The 14,914-nt window shown below is 57.9% G+C and carries 20 protein-coding genes; 7 read left to right on the plus strand and 13 right to left on the minus strand.

What is annotated here, in order from left to right; translation table 11 throughout:
- Positions 1-163: 163 nt before the first annotated feature.
- On the plus strand, positions 164-1,069 hold the full coding sequence (locus G6R15_RS13400) for a LysR family transcriptional regulator (RefSeq protein WP_164660431.1): 906 nt from the start codon (positions 164-166) through the stop codon (positions 1,067-1,069).
- A gap of 76 nt (positions 1,070-1,145) precedes the next feature.
- Here the strand turns inward: G6R15_RS13400 and G6R15_RS13405 are convergent, their stop codons facing one another.
- The 4 genes from G6R15_RS13405 to G6R15_RS13420 are packed head-to-tail and all read right to left on the minus strand — an operon-like array spanning position 1,146 to position 4,068.
- Positions 1,146-2,045 (minus strand): OmpA family protein, encoded by a 900-nt coding sequence (locus tag G6R15_RS13405; RefSeq protein ID WP_240336763.1) that lies wholly within the window; start codon positions 2,043-2,045, stop codon positions 1,146-1,148.
- Between the two features lie 5 nt (positions 2,046-2,050).
- Positions 2,051-2,623, minus strand: a complete 573-nt coding sequence (locus tag G6R15_RS13410) for a peroxidase-related enzyme (RefSeq protein ID WP_164660435.1) — start codon at positions 2,621-2,623, stop codon at positions 2,051-2,053.
- 15 nt (positions 2,624-2,638) lie between these two features.
- A complete protein-coding gene (locus G6R15_RS13415; RefSeq protein ID WP_164660436.1) occupies positions 2,639-3,349 on the minus strand; it encodes a GNAT family N-acetyltransferase in 711 nt (236 codons plus the stop codon).
- Positions 3,346-4,068 (minus strand): molybdopterin-binding protein, encoded by a 723-nt coding sequence (locus G6R15_RS13420; RefSeq protein ID WP_164660437.1) that lies wholly within the window; start codon positions 4,066-4,068, stop codon positions 3,346-3,348. Before G6R15_RS13420 ends, G6R15_RS13415 begins: the two co-directional genes overlap by 4 nt.
- Positions 4,069-4,476: 408 nt before the next feature.
- On the opposite strand from G6R15_RS13420, the gene sfsA reads away from it, so the two are divergent.
- Positions 4,477-5,184, plus strand: coding sequence for a DNA/RNA nuclease SfsA (gene sfsA / locus G6R15_RS13425; protein ID WP_164660438.1), 708 nt, complete (start codon positions 4,477-4,479; stop codon positions 5,182-5,184).
- Between the two features lie 5 nt (positions 5,185-5,189).
- On the plus strand, positions 5,190-5,423 hold the full coding sequence (locus G6R15_RS13430; RefSeq protein WP_164660439.1) for a hypothetical protein: 234 nt from the start codon (positions 5,190-5,192) through the stop codon (positions 5,421-5,423).
- 13 nt (positions 5,424-5,436) lie between these two features.
- Here the strand turns inward: G6R15_RS13430 and G6R15_RS13435 are convergent, their stop codons facing one another.
- Positions 5,437-5,808 (minus strand): VOC family protein, encoded by a 372-nt coding sequence (locus tag G6R15_RS13435; protein ID WP_164660440.1) that lies wholly within the window; start codon positions 5,806-5,808, stop codon positions 5,437-5,439.
- Between the two features lie 226 nt (positions 5,809-6,034).
- Between G6R15_RS13435 and map the strand changes: the two genes are divergently transcribed.
- Positions 6,035-6,841, plus strand: a complete 807-nt coding sequence (gene map / locus G6R15_RS13440; protein WP_164660441.1) for a type I methionyl aminopeptidase — start codon at positions 6,035-6,037, stop codon at positions 6,839-6,841.
- Here the strand turns inward: map and G6R15_RS13445 are convergent.
- The 4 genes from G6R15_RS13445 to G6R15_RS13460 all read right to left on the minus strand — a co-directional run bounded on the left by G6R15_RS13445 (position 6,835) and on the right by G6R15_RS13460 (position 9,537).
- Entirely contained in the window at positions 6,835-7,017 is a 183-nt protein-coding gene (locus G6R15_RS13445; RefSeq protein ID WP_164660442.1) for a hypothetical protein, read from the minus strand. The genes map and G6R15_RS13445 overlap by 7 nt on opposite strands.
- A gap of 24 nt (positions 7,018-7,041) precedes the next feature.
- Positions 7,042-7,677, minus strand: coding sequence for an HAD family phosphatase (locus G6R15_RS13450; protein WP_164660444.1), 636 nt, complete (start codon positions 7,675-7,677; stop codon positions 7,042-7,044).
- A 91-nt stretch (positions 7,678-7,768) separates the two neighbouring features.
- Positions 7,769-8,329 carry a 16S rRNA (guanine(966)-N(2))-methyltransferase RsmD gene (gene rsmD / locus G6R15_RS13455; RefSeq protein ID WP_164660446.1) on the minus strand — a complete coding sequence of 187 codons (561 nt, stop codon included), beginning with the start codon at positions 8,327-8,329 and terminating at the stop codon, positions 7,769-7,771.
- The gene (locus tag G6R15_RS13460; protein ID WP_164660448.1) at positions 8,326-9,537 is read right to left on the minus strand and encodes an NAD(P)/FAD-dependent oxidoreductase; all 1,212 of its coding nucleotides are present in this window, start codon (positions 9,535-9,537) and stop codon (positions 8,326-8,328) included. The genes rsmD and G6R15_RS13460 overlap by 4 nt, the downstream gene beginning before the upstream one ends.
- A 98-nt stretch (positions 9,538-9,635) precedes the next feature.
- Between G6R15_RS13460 and G6R15_RS13465 the strand changes: the two genes are divergently transcribed.
- Positions 9,636-10,121: a peroxiredoxin gene (locus tag G6R15_RS13465; RefSeq protein WP_164660450.1), complete on the plus strand. Its 486-nt coding sequence runs from the start codon at positions 9,636-9,638 to the stop codon at positions 10,119-10,121.
- 145 nt (positions 10,122-10,266) lie between these two features.
- Here the strand turns inward: G6R15_RS13465 and G6R15_RS13470 are convergent, their stop codons facing one another.
- Genes G6R15_RS13470 through G6R15_RS13485 form a run of 4 tightly spaced genes read right to left on the minus strand, consistent with a single transcriptional unit; the run spans position 10,267 to position 13,016 of the window.
- Positions 10,267-10,560, minus strand: coding sequence for a 4a-hydroxytetrahydrobiopterin dehydratase (locus G6R15_RS13470; RefSeq protein WP_164660451.1), 294 nt, complete (start codon positions 10,558-10,560; stop codon positions 10,267-10,269).
- A complete protein-coding gene (locus G6R15_RS13475) occupies positions 10,557-11,744 on the minus strand; it encodes a GNAT family N-acetyltransferase (protein ID WP_164660453.1) in 1,188 nt (395 codons plus the stop codon). The genes G6R15_RS13470 and G6R15_RS13475 overlap by 4 nt, the downstream gene beginning before the upstream one ends.
- Positions 11,745-11,790: 46 nt before the next feature.
- On the minus strand, positions 11,791-12,561 hold the full coding sequence (locus tag G6R15_RS13480; protein ID WP_164660455.1) for a glycerophosphodiester phosphodiesterase family protein: 771 nt from the start codon (positions 12,559-12,561) through the stop codon (positions 11,791-11,793).
- Positions 12,558-13,016 carry a RidA family protein gene (locus G6R15_RS13485; protein ID WP_164660457.1) on the minus strand — a complete coding sequence of 153 codons (459 nt, stop codon included), beginning with the start codon at positions 13,014-13,016 and terminating at the stop codon, positions 12,558-12,560. Before G6R15_RS13485 ends, G6R15_RS13480 begins: the two co-directional genes overlap by 4 nt.
- Before the next feature lie 317 nt (positions 13,017-13,333).
- Here G6R15_RS13485 and G6R15_RS13490 point away from each other — a divergent pair, with 317 nt between their 5' ends.
- Positions 13,334-14,125, plus strand: a complete 792-nt coding sequence (locus G6R15_RS13490; protein WP_164660458.1) for a VacJ family lipoprotein — start codon at positions 13,334-13,336, stop codon at positions 14,123-14,125.
- Positions 14,115-14,723 (plus strand): phospholipid-binding protein MlaC, encoded by a 609-nt coding sequence (locus tag G6R15_RS13495; protein ID WP_164660460.1) that lies wholly within the window; start codon positions 14,115-14,117, stop codon positions 14,721-14,723. Before G6R15_RS13490 ends, G6R15_RS13495 begins: the two co-directional genes overlap by 11 nt.
- The last annotated feature ends 191 nt before the right edge of the window (positions 14,724-14,914 follow it).

Consider the following 14,914-nt stretch of genomic DNA (forward strand, 5'->3'; position numbering starts at 1 on the left):
CATAAGGAAGGCACCGCCCACTCCGGAAACGATTGTTTCGTCGTTTCCATGACGCAAACGATCCGTGACAAAACCCTGATATTATCTCACCTCCGCCCCGTTCTCGCCCAGATTGACCAGCATAACCGATCCTCGAAACGCTGAATAAGCCGAGGAACCGAGCATGGATCGACTGACCGAAATGGAAGCCTTTGCCAATGTGGTGGACCAAGGTGGCTTCACCGACGCCGCCAAGAAAATGGGCATCTCAAAGTCGGCTGTCTCCAAGCACGTCTCTAGCCTAGAGGCCCGCCTTGGTGCACGCCTCTTGAACCGCACCACACGCCGTGTCAGCCCGACCGAAATCGGTCTGGCCTACTACGACCGAGCCCGCCGGGTTCTGAATGATGCGGGCGAGGCTGATGCACTGGTCACGTCCATGCAATCTGCACCTTCGGGCCTGCTGCGGATCAGCGTAGCCACCGATTTCGGGGTCAACCACCTGTCGCCTGTCCTGTCGGATTTCCTGTCGGATTTCCCGGACATCACTGTGAACATGGTTCTCAACAACCGCTACGTCGAGCTGATTTCAGAAGGGTTCGACATGGCCGTTCGCATCGGTGAGCTGGAAGACAGCACCCTGCGTGCCCGCAAGCTAACCGAAACCACCAAACGCATGATCGCGAGCCCCGAGTATTTCGAAAAATATGGCCGCCCGCAAAAGATCGACGATCTGAACGAACACAAGCTGCTGCATTATTCCAACCAATCCAGCGGCAACGTCTGGAGGCTGACAGCCCCGTCAGGTGAGAAACGTCAAGTACGCACTGCCGGTTGGCTAAGCGTCAATGACGGGCAATCGCTGCTCAATGCAGCAATCTCGGGTCTGGGGATCGCCTATCTGCCCAGTTATCTCTACGCCGACGCGATGGAGCAGGGCCTGATCGAAGACGCCATGCCAACCCTACCGGACGAAACCCAAGGCATCTATGCCGTCTATCCGCCGGGACGCTTCACGCAACCCAAAGTGCGCGCATTCATCGACTTCCTGGTCCACGCCTTTTCAGAAAAAGGCCCGCTGGACTGGTAACCAATTTCTTGCTTCCCTTGGCAAACCAACTAATCCCCGTGCACCTCTGGCGTACGGGGCCTTTTTTGTTTGGTCGTTACTGTATCGGCAGCAGCACTGCCTCGACCCGCCGGTTTATTTCGCGCCCGTCAGATGTCGCATTCGAGGCGATTGGCGCAAGATATCCTGCGCCTGCGGTTTCCAACTGATCCAAGGCGACCCCGAACTCTTTGTTCAAACGTACCTTGACCGCCTCGGCGCGGCGTTGACCTAAAGAAATATTCCGCTCAAGCAGCCCAATGTTGTCCGTGTGCCCGACCAAGGCCACACGACGTCCGCCATCCTGTTTCAACCAGTTCGCCAAGTCCGCCAAAGTTAAAAACGGCCCGGTCCCCAGGGCATCTTCACCGGTTTCAAACTCAAGATCGCCTAGAACCACATGTCCGGCTGTCTCAAGACTGGCTGCAAAGTTAGGTTTTGACGCCTCCACAGTTTCAGTCCCTTGCACAACATCCAAAGGTGAAACAGTTGTTGGTGTCACCGAGATGATCTGCACATAGGCATCTGGCGGATTGCGGCTGACCAGCAGGCTGAGCACTTCGTCATCGCGGATCGCGGACAAGAACCGGTAATCACGGATCGCTACATACATGTCCGGTGACGGCACCACCTCGGTCGCAAACCGAAAATCAAACCCACCGCAAGCTTCGGCCGAACAGTCCAACAGAACGTCATAGCCTTGCGATTCAATCTGGTCACGCAAAGACGCAAAGACTTGCAAGGTCGTTTTTGACCCCACCGACATGCGCCAAGTCCGCTTGGCGACCCGACCCTGAACCTCACGAGACGGTACGCTAGATCCATCCCAAACGGCTATCGGCAGATCATAGCTGTCGAGCGGATTGACCCTGTTGGTCAGCTGCCGCGCCTCAGACGGCAAAGCCAACTCCTGCGCCGTGGCAGGCACTGCCGCACATGCGGCGCAGAAGGCAAGCATTCTGATCATCTGAACTGACTGTGGTACTCGTCGTTGGGCACCATGGCGGTGGCGCTGGCCACGCGGTTGGACATGTTGAAGAATCCGATCACATTGGCCAGATCCCAGATGTCCCGATCACTGAGACCAACATCGCGCAGCGCTTGGCGGTCGACCTCTTCGATGGTAGCGCTTGCCGTCGTTACCTTGACGGCAAAGTCCAACATCGCACGCTGGCGCGCATCCAGCGGGGCAACGCGGTAGTTCATCACCAGCATCTCGCCCAGTTTGGGGTCGCCCGACAACTGCCGGACCGCGGCGCCATGTGCCACAAGACAGTAGAAACACTTGTTGATCGAAGAGACGACAACGGCGACCATCTCTCGTTCCAACTTGCTCAACCCACTAGGGGCAAGCATCAGGTCGTTGTACATCGTGGTAAAGGCAGTCAGCTTGTCGATGTCAAAAGCGTTGGCCTTGAGCACATTAGGTATCATGCCCAGCTTTTCGACGCAGATGTCAAAGTAGCGCTGCGTCTCTTCTGGCAGCGGATCGACCATGGGCAAGTCCAAGGCGGTGGGTTGGGTGTCTTTGGTCACGTTTGTCTCTCTCCCCTAGACAAGATGGCGATAATGGTACTTGCTGACCGGCTGCATTCCCAGCGAGCGATAAAGCGCATTGGCGCCCTCGTTCTCGACGGTACACATCACGCTCAAGGTCTCTGCGCCGTTATCCAGCGCCCAGAAGGCGACGCCGCGCATGGTCCACTTGCCAAGCCCTTGCTTACGCTGGAACGGTACGATTTCGACGGCATGAACCATGGCAATCCCGTCGTGAATTGCGGCATAGGCGGCCCCGCCGGGTTTTTCATTGTGGCGCAACAGAATGCCGGTTTTGGGACCTGTGGCCCGCTCCATCACGGCAAGACGTGCAGGGCCAATGTCACCTGCCGCCCAAATCTCGCGCATGATGGCCAGTGGCTCCCAGATAGTGAAGACAGTCACGCGGGGGATCGCAATATCCGTCAGTTGTTTGGCCGGACAGGAATAGATCGTGACAGCATCCACAACCCGATAACCGCGTGCATCCAATTGCGCGTCCAGCGCTTCATCTCCTGGGCGGATCATGAAAATCTGTTTCTGCCCCAGGTCACGCATCGCTGCTTCAACCGTTTCAATCTCGATCTCGGTCACAGGACAATCTGCAGTCGCCGCCGACACCCGGCTGCCCCCACCTTGCCCCTCTCGCAGGGTGAACGGACCGACGCTGTGACGCGCCGCAGCGGGCCATGTTCCGTCGATGACGTCAAACCAGGAAACACTCACAATTCTAACTCCCGCGCCACACGGGTGACAGCGGCATCAATACGCGCGCCGTCTGTGCCACGCACCACCACATTGGCGCCGAACACGCCATCCTTCTGGAACGGGTAACATCCAATCGACAGATCGTTGAAATCCTCGGCCAACGTCGAAAGAGTCGAAGCAATGTCACCCTCCCCCCGATTGACCCGCAGGGTTTGCGACAAAAGCGGCGCACCACCGGTCAGGGTCGGCAGTACGCTGGCGACCATGGCACGGAACACGCTGGGGACACCGGCCATCACATGGACATTCTCCAGCGTGAAACCAGGGGCGGTCGAGACCGGATTTTCGATCAGGATGGCATCGTCAGGAATGCGAGCCATGCGCAAGCGCGCCTCATTCAATTCCACTCCGGTCGCTTTGTAACGCGCCTCGAGCAGCGCGCGAGCGTCCGCGCGCACGTCAATGTGCTTACCAAAGGCCCGGGCGATGCAATCGGCGGTGATGTCGTCATGCGTGGGGCCAATGCCGCCGCTGGTGAACACCTGATCATTGGCCGCCGACAGTGCTCTGACCGCCCCTTCGATGGCGGTTGCATCGTCGCTGACAATCCGCACCTCACACAAGTCGATGCCGTGTTTTGTCAACTCTTGTGCCAGGTGAAACATGTTGGCATCGCGTGTCCGCCCCGAAAGGATCTCATCCCCGATGACAAGCATGGCAGCCTTTGGGTTCGACATGGTCGGCCTCCTGTGAAACGCGTGTGCAAGATATCTGTCCTGCCCTGCCCCGCAAGGGCAGAAAGCATTTAAGGCGCAGGTGTCGCAGAGATTCGGTCAAAAGTACCACGTCGCCCGGCAGAGCACTGCGACAGGCCGCGGTGTAGCGCAGAACCAGATCTGTCCGGGACCGCAGCCCCTGACGCAACACCTGGTAAAGGAACAGACCCCTGTGGGCTCACCCGCCGTTGTCGTCACACCGATCCAAGGTGCTTTCAATCAACCCTGATGAGATCGAGATGACCCTGACGGTTGGATTCTACGCCTTTCACCCCGCTGACCAGGTCGGTCAGCCGCAAGATTTGGGCGTGATGGCTAGCGTCGCTTGATCCCTCTTTTCCCGTAAGCGGGGCTGCGTTAGGCAAGGGCATGAACTTTCCCACACCCCTGATCCCCGCCCGTTTGATCCGTCGCTACAAACGCTTTCTGGCCGATTGCACACTAGACGATGGGCGCGAGGTCACGGCTCATTGCGCTAACCCCGGCTCGATGATGGGGTTGGCCGAGCCAGGATCGAAGATCTGGCTGGAGCCCAATGACGACCCTAAGAAGAAACTGAAATTCGGCTGGCGATTGGTCGATCACGAGAACGGGCATTTTACCGGCGTCGATACTTCGGTTCCCAACCGGGCCTTACGGGCAACGCTTGAAACGCGGGAAATTCCCGAACTCGCAGCCTATGAAACCGTCCGGGCCGAGGTAAAGTATGGTGAGAAAAGCCGCATCGATTTTCTGCTCACCCAGCCCGGTCTGCCGGATGCCTATGTCGAGGTCAAAAGCGTCACTCTGTCCCGTCAACCAGGCCTGGCCGAGTTCCCCGACAGCGTCACCGCGCGCGGCACCAAACACCTGAACGAGCTGGCGTCGATGGTAAAACAGGGCCACCGCGCTATCATGCTCTATCTTGTGCAACGCACCGATTGCGACCGCTTTGCGTTGGCTGCGGACATCGACCCGGCCTATGCGGCGGCCTTTGATGCTGCACACAAAAACGGCGTCGAGCGGTTGATTTATGCGACGCAGATCTCACCGAACGGGATCACTGTCGACACCTCTCGCACTTTGCAGCCCGAGTGACGATCATGACCATTGAGATCACCGAACTTAGTACTGACCTGATCCCGCAAGCAGCCAAGTTATGGCACGCAAGTTGGCACACGACCGCATGGTTGGCTTGCACTGTCGGCAATGTTCGCGCCGCCAGATTCTATGGAAAGAACGGTTGGGTGAACGCGAGAACGGAAACCCTGCGTTTTGAAACGCATGTCGGGAGCTACCCGGTGAAAATCTGGCGATTCGAAAAGCCCATGGCTTGAACCGCCAGAGGCCTTAGCCGAAGACGTAGAAGCACAGCTTGTTGCCGTCGGGGTCGCGCACGTATGCGCCATAGAACCGATCCGGCACGCGCTGGCCCGGCTCACCCTCATCCGTTGCGCCTAGGCTAATGGCGCGATCATACAGCGCCTTGGCCGCATCCTTGTCATCGGCCGGAAAGGAGATCATGACGCCATTACCGCTGCTGCAGGCTTCGCCATCATACGGCGTGCAAACCGCAAGCATCGGTTGGCTCGGGTCCGCGCCGATAAAGGCGATGCGGCCTGCGTCGATTACGACCTTGGCGCCCTTGTCAGCAAATAGCCCTGTGTAAAAGCTCTTGGCGCGGTCCATGTCCGAGACGCCGACGGTGACATAACCGATCATCTGATTGTCCTGTTCTGTTTCAACTCACAACTGCGCCGAACGCTCGGGCAAGCTTTAAGGATTATCAAATCACGAAAACGGCATCGGTATGCCGCCTAAATCAATGACCATGCGTCGTGAAGCGGTATGCTTTCTCTCGAAAACCAAAGACTGCGCACCCTCTGGCCCTTTGTGCCCAAGCAGACTAAATAGAGGTCAAGCGCGCAACGAATGGAGCCCCGCGTTGATGAAAGAACATCGTGGCCGACTGACCAAGGACGGCATTCGCATTTATGAACAAGATGACTTTGCCGGCATGCACGCAGCAGGGGCGCTTGCGGCGCAGATTCTGGATGACATCGCACAGCATGTTTTCCCAGGCCAATCTACAGGCGTGCTCGACGGCTTGATCACGCAGATGGTCGAAGACGCAGGCGCGACCTCGGCCACCATCGGCTACAAGGGCTATCAGCACGCCAGCTGTATCAGCGTGAACCACGTTGTGTGTCATGGTATTCCGGGCGAAAAGAAGCTCAAGGATGGCGACATCCTGAACGTCGACGTGACCGTCATTGTCGACGGTTGGTTCGGTGACACCTCGCGCATGTATGTTGCAGGCAAGCTACCCCGCAAAGCCGAGCGTCTAATCCAGGTGACCTATGATGCGCTGTTCAAGGGCATCGAGATGGTCAAACCGGGCAACATGTTTGGTGACATCGGCCACGCCATTCAGGCCTATGTCGAAGCACACCGCATGAGCGTTGTCCGCGATTTTTGTGGCCATGGCCTGGGTCAGGTGTTCCATGCACCACCAAACGTCCTGCACTATGGCCGCCCCGGAACCGGCGCGGTTCTGGAAGAGGGCATGTTCTTCACCATCGAGCCGATGGTGAACCTAGGCCGCCCCGAGACCAAGACATTGGCCGACGACTGGACCGCCGTGACCCGCGACAAATCGCTGTCGGCGCAATTCGAACATTCCGTGGGTGTAACGGCGGACGGGTTTGACATCTTCACCCTGTCTCCGGGCGGAAAATTCCACCCGACCTACTGATCGTCTTCCTTGGCCTGCTGGTGCCGCCAAAGCGCCAGCAGCATGGTCGTATCGCCCACAGGCGTCACCGCATCATGGATTAACACGGACGACCGGCGCGGCTTGCGCTCTGGTCCCGTCGCCTCTTTCGCGTGCTCAAACGGCCCCCAAAGGCCCGATGTCATCGTGCTGTCCATGTGGAACACGGTAACACGATTGCATCACAGCTCCAAAAGCGAAGGTAATTCGGCCATATCGTGGAACACATGCGCGCCATTGGCGGCCAATAAGGCGTCGTCGTCATGCTCGGCGTAGCCAAAGCAGCGCATGCCCGCCCGCTGGGCCGCCAACGTACCGCTCGCGCTGTCTTCGATCACGGCGGGTGACATCGCCCCAAAATGCTCTACCGCCGCCAAGAACAGATCCGGTTCCGGCTTGCCGACACCCAACTCATGAGCCGAGAACATTGCCGGTTCGAACCGATCCCACAGTCCATTCTGGCCAAGCGTGATCTTCATCTTTTCTCGGCTGCCGTTTGAGGCGACGCAGTACGGTATGTCGCGCGCATCCAGACAGGCGAGCACCTCGGGGATGCCACGAACAAGCGGAACACCCGCTTTCAACCCGGCATAGGTCTCGGCATAAATCTCGTCAATCCAGCCTTCGGGCAGGTCCGCTCCCATTTCGCGCGCCTTGACCATGACCCCTGTCATAGTCCCGCCGACGAAGTGCCCCATGCACTCTTTCAGGGTGAGTGTCAGGCCGTAGCGTGCCAAATTGTCGACAAGCACCTGGTTCGAGACAACCTCACTGTCGACCAGCACCCCGTCGCAATCGAAAATCACCAAATCAAACACGTCGCTGCTCCAAGTTGCTTTTACGGACAGGATTATCGTTCAAGGTCAAGGGGATCAAATGCAGGCTCGGCGATGCCCCGCCCGCTTCGTTTCAGTCTGAAACAGAGCGCCACAGCAACGTCACATGCGTGTCGCCGTATTTACGCCGGTCGTGCAGTTCAAACCCGCCGGGGGCGTCCATAGGACGGCTTTCTTCCCAAACAATCATCGCGTCATCCGCGACCCATCCACCGGCCACGGCCAGGTCCAGCGCCTTTTGCCCCAGATCTTTGCCATAGGGCGGATCAAGGAACACCAGATCATAGGGCGCGTCAGGGTTCGGTCCCAACCGGATCGCATCCCGCCGGATCAGCGCCGTGCTGTCCTGGCTGCGGGTCAGGTCGATGTTCTTGCGGATCAGCCCCTGCGCCACGCGCCCGTCATCGACAAAGCTGACGTGGGCAGCCCCGCGCGACAGCGCCTCGAGCCCAAGCGCGCCGGTGCCCGCAAACATATCTAGCACGCGGGCGTCAGGAATGGCGCCGGTGTGCATCAGGACGTTGAACAGGCTTTCGCGGACCCGGTCGGTGGTGGGGCGCAGATGTGCACCCGCATCCCCCTTGCCGACCGAGGCCAAGGCGCGGCCCCGGAACTCTCCGGCGATGATCCTCACGCTTTGAGGAGCGGTTTCAAGTCCGCATCAGGATCAGCCACAACCGCCGGATCGGCGGTCTTGCCGCCATCAATCAAACGCTTGCCGACCATATAGGCGCGCGGATCGTTCATCGCGTCTACGGCCAGCAACTGATCGCCTTTGTAGTACCAGAACGAGGTGGTCAGCCCCTCGCCCTTGCGAGTCACGACACGATCATAGCCAGTGTTCAGACCCGCGATCTGCAGCTTGACGTCGTACTGATCCGACCAGAACCAGGGCGTCGCGACATAATCCTTGTCGCCGCCCATCATGTTCTGCGCGACGATTTCTGCCTGATCGATCGCGTTGGGGACGCTTTCCAGACGGATACGCTCGCCCTTGTAGGGGAACGAAGCGCAGTCACCGGCCGCCCAGATTGCAGGATCTGACGTACGGCCGTGTGCGTCCGTCTTGATGCCATTGTCCAGCTCGACCCCGGCCATTTCGGCCAGTTGCGTTGCAGGTGAAATACCCACGCCAACCACAGCAAAGTCGATCTCAAGCTTAGAGCCGTCCGTCAGAACAGCGCCCGTCACCTTGCCGTCAGTACCGACCAGACGATCAAGGCCCACGCCCTCGCGGATGTCCGCGCCATGGCTGCCATGCAGGTTGCGAAAATAGTCGCTGGTTTGGGGCGCTGCGACGCGTTGCAAAATGCGGACGGCCATTTCGACCAGAGTAACCTGAACACCGCGCTTGGCGCAGACCGCGGCCGCCTCGAGCCCGATGTAACCACCACCAATGATCAAGGCGCGGGCGCCATCCTTGAACTCGGGTGCCATGGCATCGGCGTCGGCCAGATCGCGTACCAGGAATACATTATCCAGATCGCCGCCGATCTTGGCAGGCAGGCGGCGCGGGTCGGATCCGGTGGTCAGCGCCAGTTGATCATAGGCAATCACTTCATCCCCAACCGTCACGGTCTTGGCCGGGGCATCAATCGCGGTCACTCGGCTCCCCAGCTTCACGGTGATGTTCTGCTCTTCGTAAAAGGACGCAGGCCGCAGGAACAAACGCTCCAGTTCCATGTCACCCAATAGATAAGCCTTGGACAGCGGCGGTCGCTGATACGGCAGGACCGTCTCGGCCCCGATCAGAGTTATCTCGCCTTCGAACCCATCTTTGCGCAGCTTCGCTACTAAAGACGATCCCGCCTGTCCGGCCCCGATCACGACGATATGGCTCATTTTCTTCCTGCCTCACTAAAAAATGATGGTCATCTTTCGATCGACAGCTATATGCCCAAGGGCACAAAACCGCAAATCCAACAACGAGGTATCAAAGTATGATTGCAGTTGGCGAACAAATTCCCGACGCCACAGTGACGTTTATGGGCTCTGAAGGGCCGCAGCAGGTCAACATCGCGGACAAGGCCAAAGGGCGCAAGGTTGTGATTTTCGCGGTACCTGGAGCCTACACTCCGACTTGCCATTCTGCCCACGTTCCCAGCTTTATCCGCACCAAGGATCAGTTCGCCGCCAAGGGCGTGGACGAGATCATTTGCGTATCCGTCAACGACCCGTTTGTCATGTCGAGCTGGGGTGAGGCAACTGGCGCATCCGCGGCCGGATTGACCATGCTCGCCGATGCAGAATGCACGTTCACAGACGCCATCGGCGCGCGCTTTGACGCCCCGCCTGCGGGCTTGATTGCACGTTCAATTCGCTACGCAATGCTGGTCGAAGACGGCAAGGTTACGGCCGTGAATGTCGAAGCAAACCCCGGCATGTGCGAGCTGTCAGCGGGCGAAGGTTTGCTTGAAGCCATCTAAGGATCGACCCCCGAAGCCGCTGGTTTCGGGGCGTTTTCCAATCCAGATCACTATTATTACTAATGACGTGCAATAATCCGCCTATGCGCCTGAATTTTGCCAGAACGCGGCCACACGCCCCAAATTCACGAGACTTTGATTCGCCTCACGTCAGCGAATCCATCTTGCGCGCCAGCTTGGCATCCAGCGCCGACAACCCGTCTACATCATGCGTGCTCAGCACAACCTCGACAGTGCGATAGACGTTGCTCCACTCTGGGTGGTGGTTCCATTTCTCGGCCCAAATCGCGACACGGGTCATCCAACCAAAGGCTTCGACGAAATTATCGAAGATGAACGTCTTGGTGATTGCGTCGCGCCCATCAACCATGGTCCAGCCGTTGTCGAACAGCGGGCTTAGCAGCGGGCCGCGTGTGGCGTCTGACAGTTTCTCGGTCATTGCTGTTCCTCCACATCCACCTTCCTGAAGGGGCCGTAATCCGTCAACAGCTCAATCTCTTGATCAATTGCCTCGCGTTCGGCCTCTAGATACCGGGCAATCGCATCGGCAAAACCAGAGTCCCCAACCCAATGCAGGCTGTGGGTCTGCGTCGGCATGTACCCTCGCGCCAACTTGTGCTCGCCTTGCGCACCTGCTTCGACCCGTTGCAGCCCTTCGGCGATGGCGATATCGATGGCGCGATAATAGCACAGTTCGAAATGCAGACAGGGGTGATTTTCGATACACCCCCAATAGCGGCCAAAAAGCGTCTCGCGCCCAATGAAGTTCAGCGCGCCAGCCACATAGGCCCCGTCCCGTTCCGCCAGCACCAATGCCATGTCATCGGCCATTGTCGCATGCGCGATCTCAAAGAACTGCCGCGACAGATAAGGCGATCCCCATTTGCGCGCGCCAGTGTCCTGATAAAACAACCAGAACGCGTCCCAATGTTCTGGGCGCAACTGATCGCCCGTAAACGTATGAATCTGACCGCCAAAGTCATTGGCCTGCCGTCGTTCTTTGCGCAGCGTCTTGCGTTTTCGCGAGGATAATGCTGCCAGAAACCCGTCGAAATCCGCATATCCATCGTTCAACCAATGAAACTGCTGCGTGGTGCGGTGCATCAGCCCAATTTCGCGGCCAATCTCCGCCTCGGCCTCGGTGCAAAAAGTGACATGCACGGTCGAGACATTGTTGTCGGCGGCCAGCTGCACCATCCCCTGCACCAGCGCTGATTGCCCGATTCCCTCGTATCCCGAGCGCACCAGGAATCGCCGACCCGTGGCCGGGGTAAAGGGCACCGCGACCTGCAGCTTAGGGTAATACCGCCCCCCTGCATTCTCGTACGCATGGGCCCAGTTGTGATCGAAGATATATTCGCCCTGACTGTGCGACTTGGCATATAACGGCGCAGCAGCAATCATCATGCCATCAAGGTACGCCGTCAGATATTGCGGCTGCCATCCGGTTCCAGGTCCAACCGAGTCGCTCTCTTCCAGCGCGCTCAGGAACCGATGCGTTGTGAACGGATCAAGCGGGCGACCACCATCTGCGGCCTCGGGACAGGCGCAGGCATCCCAGTCTTGCGCCGACACCTGCGACAGCGATCCCAGAACCTGAATTTCGATCTGCGCCTGATCCATCATCCCTCCGGCTTTTCACCACTATCTGTGGCCTGCACCGCTGGGATCAACCCGGCGCTTGGGCAAGATACCCCTCAAACGTCACGTTCTGGGCAACACGCCGCGCAACGTGGTCCTGATCGGCAGATTTCGAGGTCCAGCATAAAATATCCGCGCCAGCCGCCCTAAGTTCGGCGACGCGCGGACGCATCAGGTCCTCAACCTCGTGACTAATAAAGCTCGACCTAGTTCTGTCATAGTCGGGAATATCGCGCAGATGGTCACAGATCTTTCGCGGCAACGGCCACTCAGTTGGATCATAGGCGCTGGTCACGATACCGCGTGGCACGTCAGGCAACAGATCAGCCAGCAGGGCCACGCTGTTGGGATTGAACGACATGAGCGCAACCGGCCCCTGATACCCGGCAAGCGCCGTTGCCGTGGCCTGTTCCAGCAGACCAATGTTGGTGCCCATAGCACCGTCCTGATCCTTGAGTTCGATCAGCAGCGGAGCACGCCCGCCGACCTGTCCCAGCACTTCTGACAAAGACGGAATACGCTCATCTTCGCCCCCTAACAGGGACAAAGCCTGCGCTTGCTCGGACGAGACAAGGCGTATGGCGCCCGGCGTGCCGGTCAAACGTCCCATGTCATAATCATGAAACACTATCGCCTGAGCGTCTGACGTCATTTGCAGATCAATCTCGATGCCATAGCCCGCATCCATCGCCGCGCGGATGGCCGCGCGGCTGTTTTCGGGTCGACCGTCTGTCGCATCATGCAGACCACGGTGCGCGATCGGCGCGTCCAGAAAGGCCTTAGGTAGTCGCGGGATCATTTGATCTGAAAGAACCCTTCGATCTCAACCGCGACACCTAAAGGTAGTGCCGCAGCACTTACAGCAGAACGCGAATGACGGCCGGCATCTCCAAGAGCTTCGACCATAAAATCGGACGCGCCGTTGATAACCTGCGGCTGAGCGGTGAAGTCAGAAGTCGAATTCACAAAACCGGTCAACTTTACGACACGCACCAAGCGGTCCAGATCGCCACCACAGGCAGCTTTTACCTGAGCCAGCAAATTGATGGCACAGCGACGTGCTGCTGCAGCGCCGACCTCAACATCCATGTTGTCGCCCAGCTTGCCCAGAATCAGGCCGTTTTCATCGTTCGAGATTTGACCCGAAACGTAAACCATGTCGCCCACCTGAACGAAGGGCACATAGTTGGCTGCCGGAGCCGGAGCATCCGGCAAGGTAACACCCAGGCTTTCAAGTTTTGCTTCGATGCTCATGGCGCGTGTCCTTTCGAATTTCACAATCGAAGGGACGCTAGCCGGGATCACGGACCACGAAAAGCCCGAAACGCAGCACATATTTGTCACTTCGTCGAAAATTGTGATCGCACTCACCCCAATCACAAATGCCCATGTTCCGCCAAAAACACACCAGACCGCTTTACGCGGTTCACTTTGCAAGCTAAACGCGGGTTTGTTCCAATTGCGTCACACATCGACCCCGATAGTGCGATGCTGCTGTCAGGGACATTGGTTGCGATTATATCCAAGGCTTGGCAATCTAGCCGGAACTTGTTGAACGGATTACGAACAGAATGACCAATTTCGCCGGAACCGCTCTGCGCTTGTGCATCATGGCTCTGGCCCTGTTCGTTGCAGCCTGCGCTCAGACGACAACCGTCGAGCAAGCCAATGGCGCGTTCCACGATCCATACGAGAACAACAACCGCTCTGTCCATTCGTTCAACCGTGGGGTCGATAGATATCTGTTCCGTCCGGCATCCAAGGGTTACGTCAAGATCATTCCCGATCCGATGGTGACCAGTTTCAATTCTTTTGCCGAGAATATTTCTTTGCCGGGCCAAGCCGTCGACTACTTGTTGCAGGGCAAGCCCAAGGAAAGCGGCATTGCGCTCTATCGATTCCTGATCAATTCCACTGTGGGCTTTGCCGGGCTTGCCGATCCTGCGACTGATTTCAAGGTTCCGCAGGTCGACACCGACTTTGGTGAAACGTTGCATGTCTGGGGCGTAGGCGAAGGGCCCTACCTGGAACTGCCGCTGTACGGTCCATCAACCACGCGAGACGCTGTTGGGGTCGTGGTCAACCTGTTCACCAATCCGCTAGACTTTGCCCCCACCCGCCCAATCGACAACCTAGGGCTTTATACGGAACTCGTGCGTCGCATGGGCGACCGGGGCCGGTTCTCGGACACGGTCGATTCGATTTTGTATGAAAGTGCAGACAGTTACGCCCAGGCGCGCCTGATTTACCTGCAAAATCGTCGCTTCGAACTGGCAGGCGATGATGAGGACGCCTATCTTGGTCTATACGCCGATCCGTATTCAGATGCGTCAGACCCCTACGAGGATCCCTATGCCGAGTGATATTTTGAACCGCCGCACATTTGTTGCTTCTGCCGTAGCTGGTGTTGCAGCGACCGCCCTGCCGCTGCCCGCGATGGCCCTGACCGAAGCTGGCGCGCGTAATCTGGTGAACAATGTTGTGTCCGAAATCAACCGGGTCATTGCTTCGGGCAAGTCCGAAGCAGCAATGTTGCGCGATTTTGAAAAACTGTTCGTGCGCTATGCCGACGTATCAATCATGGCGCGCTATGCCTTGGGCGCAGATGCGCGGTCGGCGTCAAAAGCGCAAATGCGGTCCTTTACCAAAGCGTTTCAGAGTTACATCTCGCGCAAATACGGTCGTAGGTTCCGCGAGTTCATCGGCGGTCAGGTGACCGTGAAGTCCGCGCGCAAGATCAAAGCCGGGTACGAGATCAAGAGCCTTGTCAAATTGCAGGGCTCGGCCCCGTTCGACGTGACATTCTTGGTGTCGGACAAATCTGGCAAGGACAAGTTCTACAACATGTTCATCGAAGGCGTGAACCTGCTGCTGACCGAACGTACCGAGATAGGTGCCATGCTGGATCGGCGTAAGGGCGACCTGAACAAGCTGATCGCAGATTTATCCAAGGCAGGCTGAACTGCTCAGAATATAAGATTGCAATAAGCCGCCCTATTCGGGTGGCTTGGTTGTTATGATTGGTTTGACCCAGAGTACAACCCAAACCGGGACCATCAACTAAAGTAACGTTGTCTTTTGCAAGAGACCGGAGCACTCCCGCCCGTCGTCGATGTTTCTGACGAAACACCTCTTCCCGTTGGGCCGGGCAC

Source organism: Tropicibacter sp. Alg240-R139, from assembly GCF_900537075.1.
In the GTDB taxonomy this organism is placed as follows: domain Bacteria; phylum Pseudomonadota; class Alphaproteobacteria; order Rhodobacterales; family Rhodobacteraceae; genus Falsiruegeria.

Excerpts from the sequence above, each read along its gene's own strand:
- G6R15_RS13490 (WP_164660458.1), top strand. The coding sequence starts at position 13,334 with ATGACCAATTTCGCCGGAACCGCTCTGCGCTTGTGCATCATGGCTCTG.
- G6R15_RS13430 (WP_164660439.1), top strand. The coding sequence starts at position 5,190 with ATGACCATTGAGATCACCGAACTTAGTACTGACCTGATCCCGCAAGCA.
- G6R15_RS13460 (WP_164660448.1), bottom strand. The coding sequence starts at position 9,537 with ATGAGCCATATCGTCGTGATCGGGGCCGGACAGGCGGGATCGTCTTTA.
- G6R15_RS13405 (WP_240336763.1), bottom strand. The coding sequence starts at position 2,045 with ATGCTTGCCTTCTGCGCCGCATGTGCGGCAGTGCCTGCCACGGCGCAG.
- G6R15_RS13480 (WP_164660455.1), bottom strand. The coding sequence starts at position 12,561 with ATGATCCCGCGACTACCTAAGGCCTTTCTGGACGCGCCGATCGCGCAC.
- G6R15_RS13475 (WP_164660453.1), bottom strand. The coding sequence starts at position 11,744 with ATGGATCAGGCGCAGATCGAAATTCAGGTTCTGGGATCGCTGTCGCAG.
- G6R15_RS13465 (WP_164660450.1), top strand. The coding sequence starts at position 9,636 with ATGATTGCAGTTGGCGAACAAATTCCCGACGCCACAGTGACGTTTATG.
- G6R15_RS13445 (WP_164660442.1), bottom strand. The coding sequence starts at position 7,017 with ATGGACAGCACGATGACATCGGGCCTTTGGGGGCCGTTTGAGCACGCG.
- G6R15_RS13420 (WP_164660437.1), bottom strand. The coding sequence starts at position 4,068 with ATGTCGAACCCAAAGGCTGCCATGCTTGTCATCGGGGATGAGATCCTT.
- G6R15_RS13485 (WP_164660457.1), bottom strand. The coding sequence starts at position 13,016 with ATGAGCATCGAAGCAAAACTTGAAAGCCTGGGTGTTACCTTGCCGGAT.
- sfsA (WP_164660438.1), top strand. The coding sequence starts at position 4,477 with ATGAACTTTCCCACACCCCTGATCCCCGCCCGTTTGATCCGTCGCTAC.
- map (WP_164660441.1), top strand. The coding sequence starts at position 6,035 with ATGAAAGAACATCGTGGCCGACTGACCAAGGACGGCATTCGCATTTAT.
- G6R15_RS13495 (WP_164660460.1), top strand. The coding sequence starts at position 14,115 with ATGCCGAGTGATATTTTGAACCGCCGCACATTTGTTGCTTCTGCCGTA.
- G6R15_RS13435 (WP_164660440.1), bottom strand. The coding sequence starts at position 5,808 with ATGATCGGTTATGTCACCGTCGGCGTCTCGGACATGGACCGCGCCAAG.
- G6R15_RS13470 (WP_164660451.1), bottom strand. The coding sequence starts at position 10,560 with ATGACCGAGAAACTGTCAGACGCCACACGCGGCCCGCTGCTAAGCCCG.
- G6R15_RS13400 (WP_164660431.1), top strand. The coding sequence starts at position 164 with ATGGATCGACTGACCGAAATGGAAGCCTTTGCCAATGTGGTGGACCAA.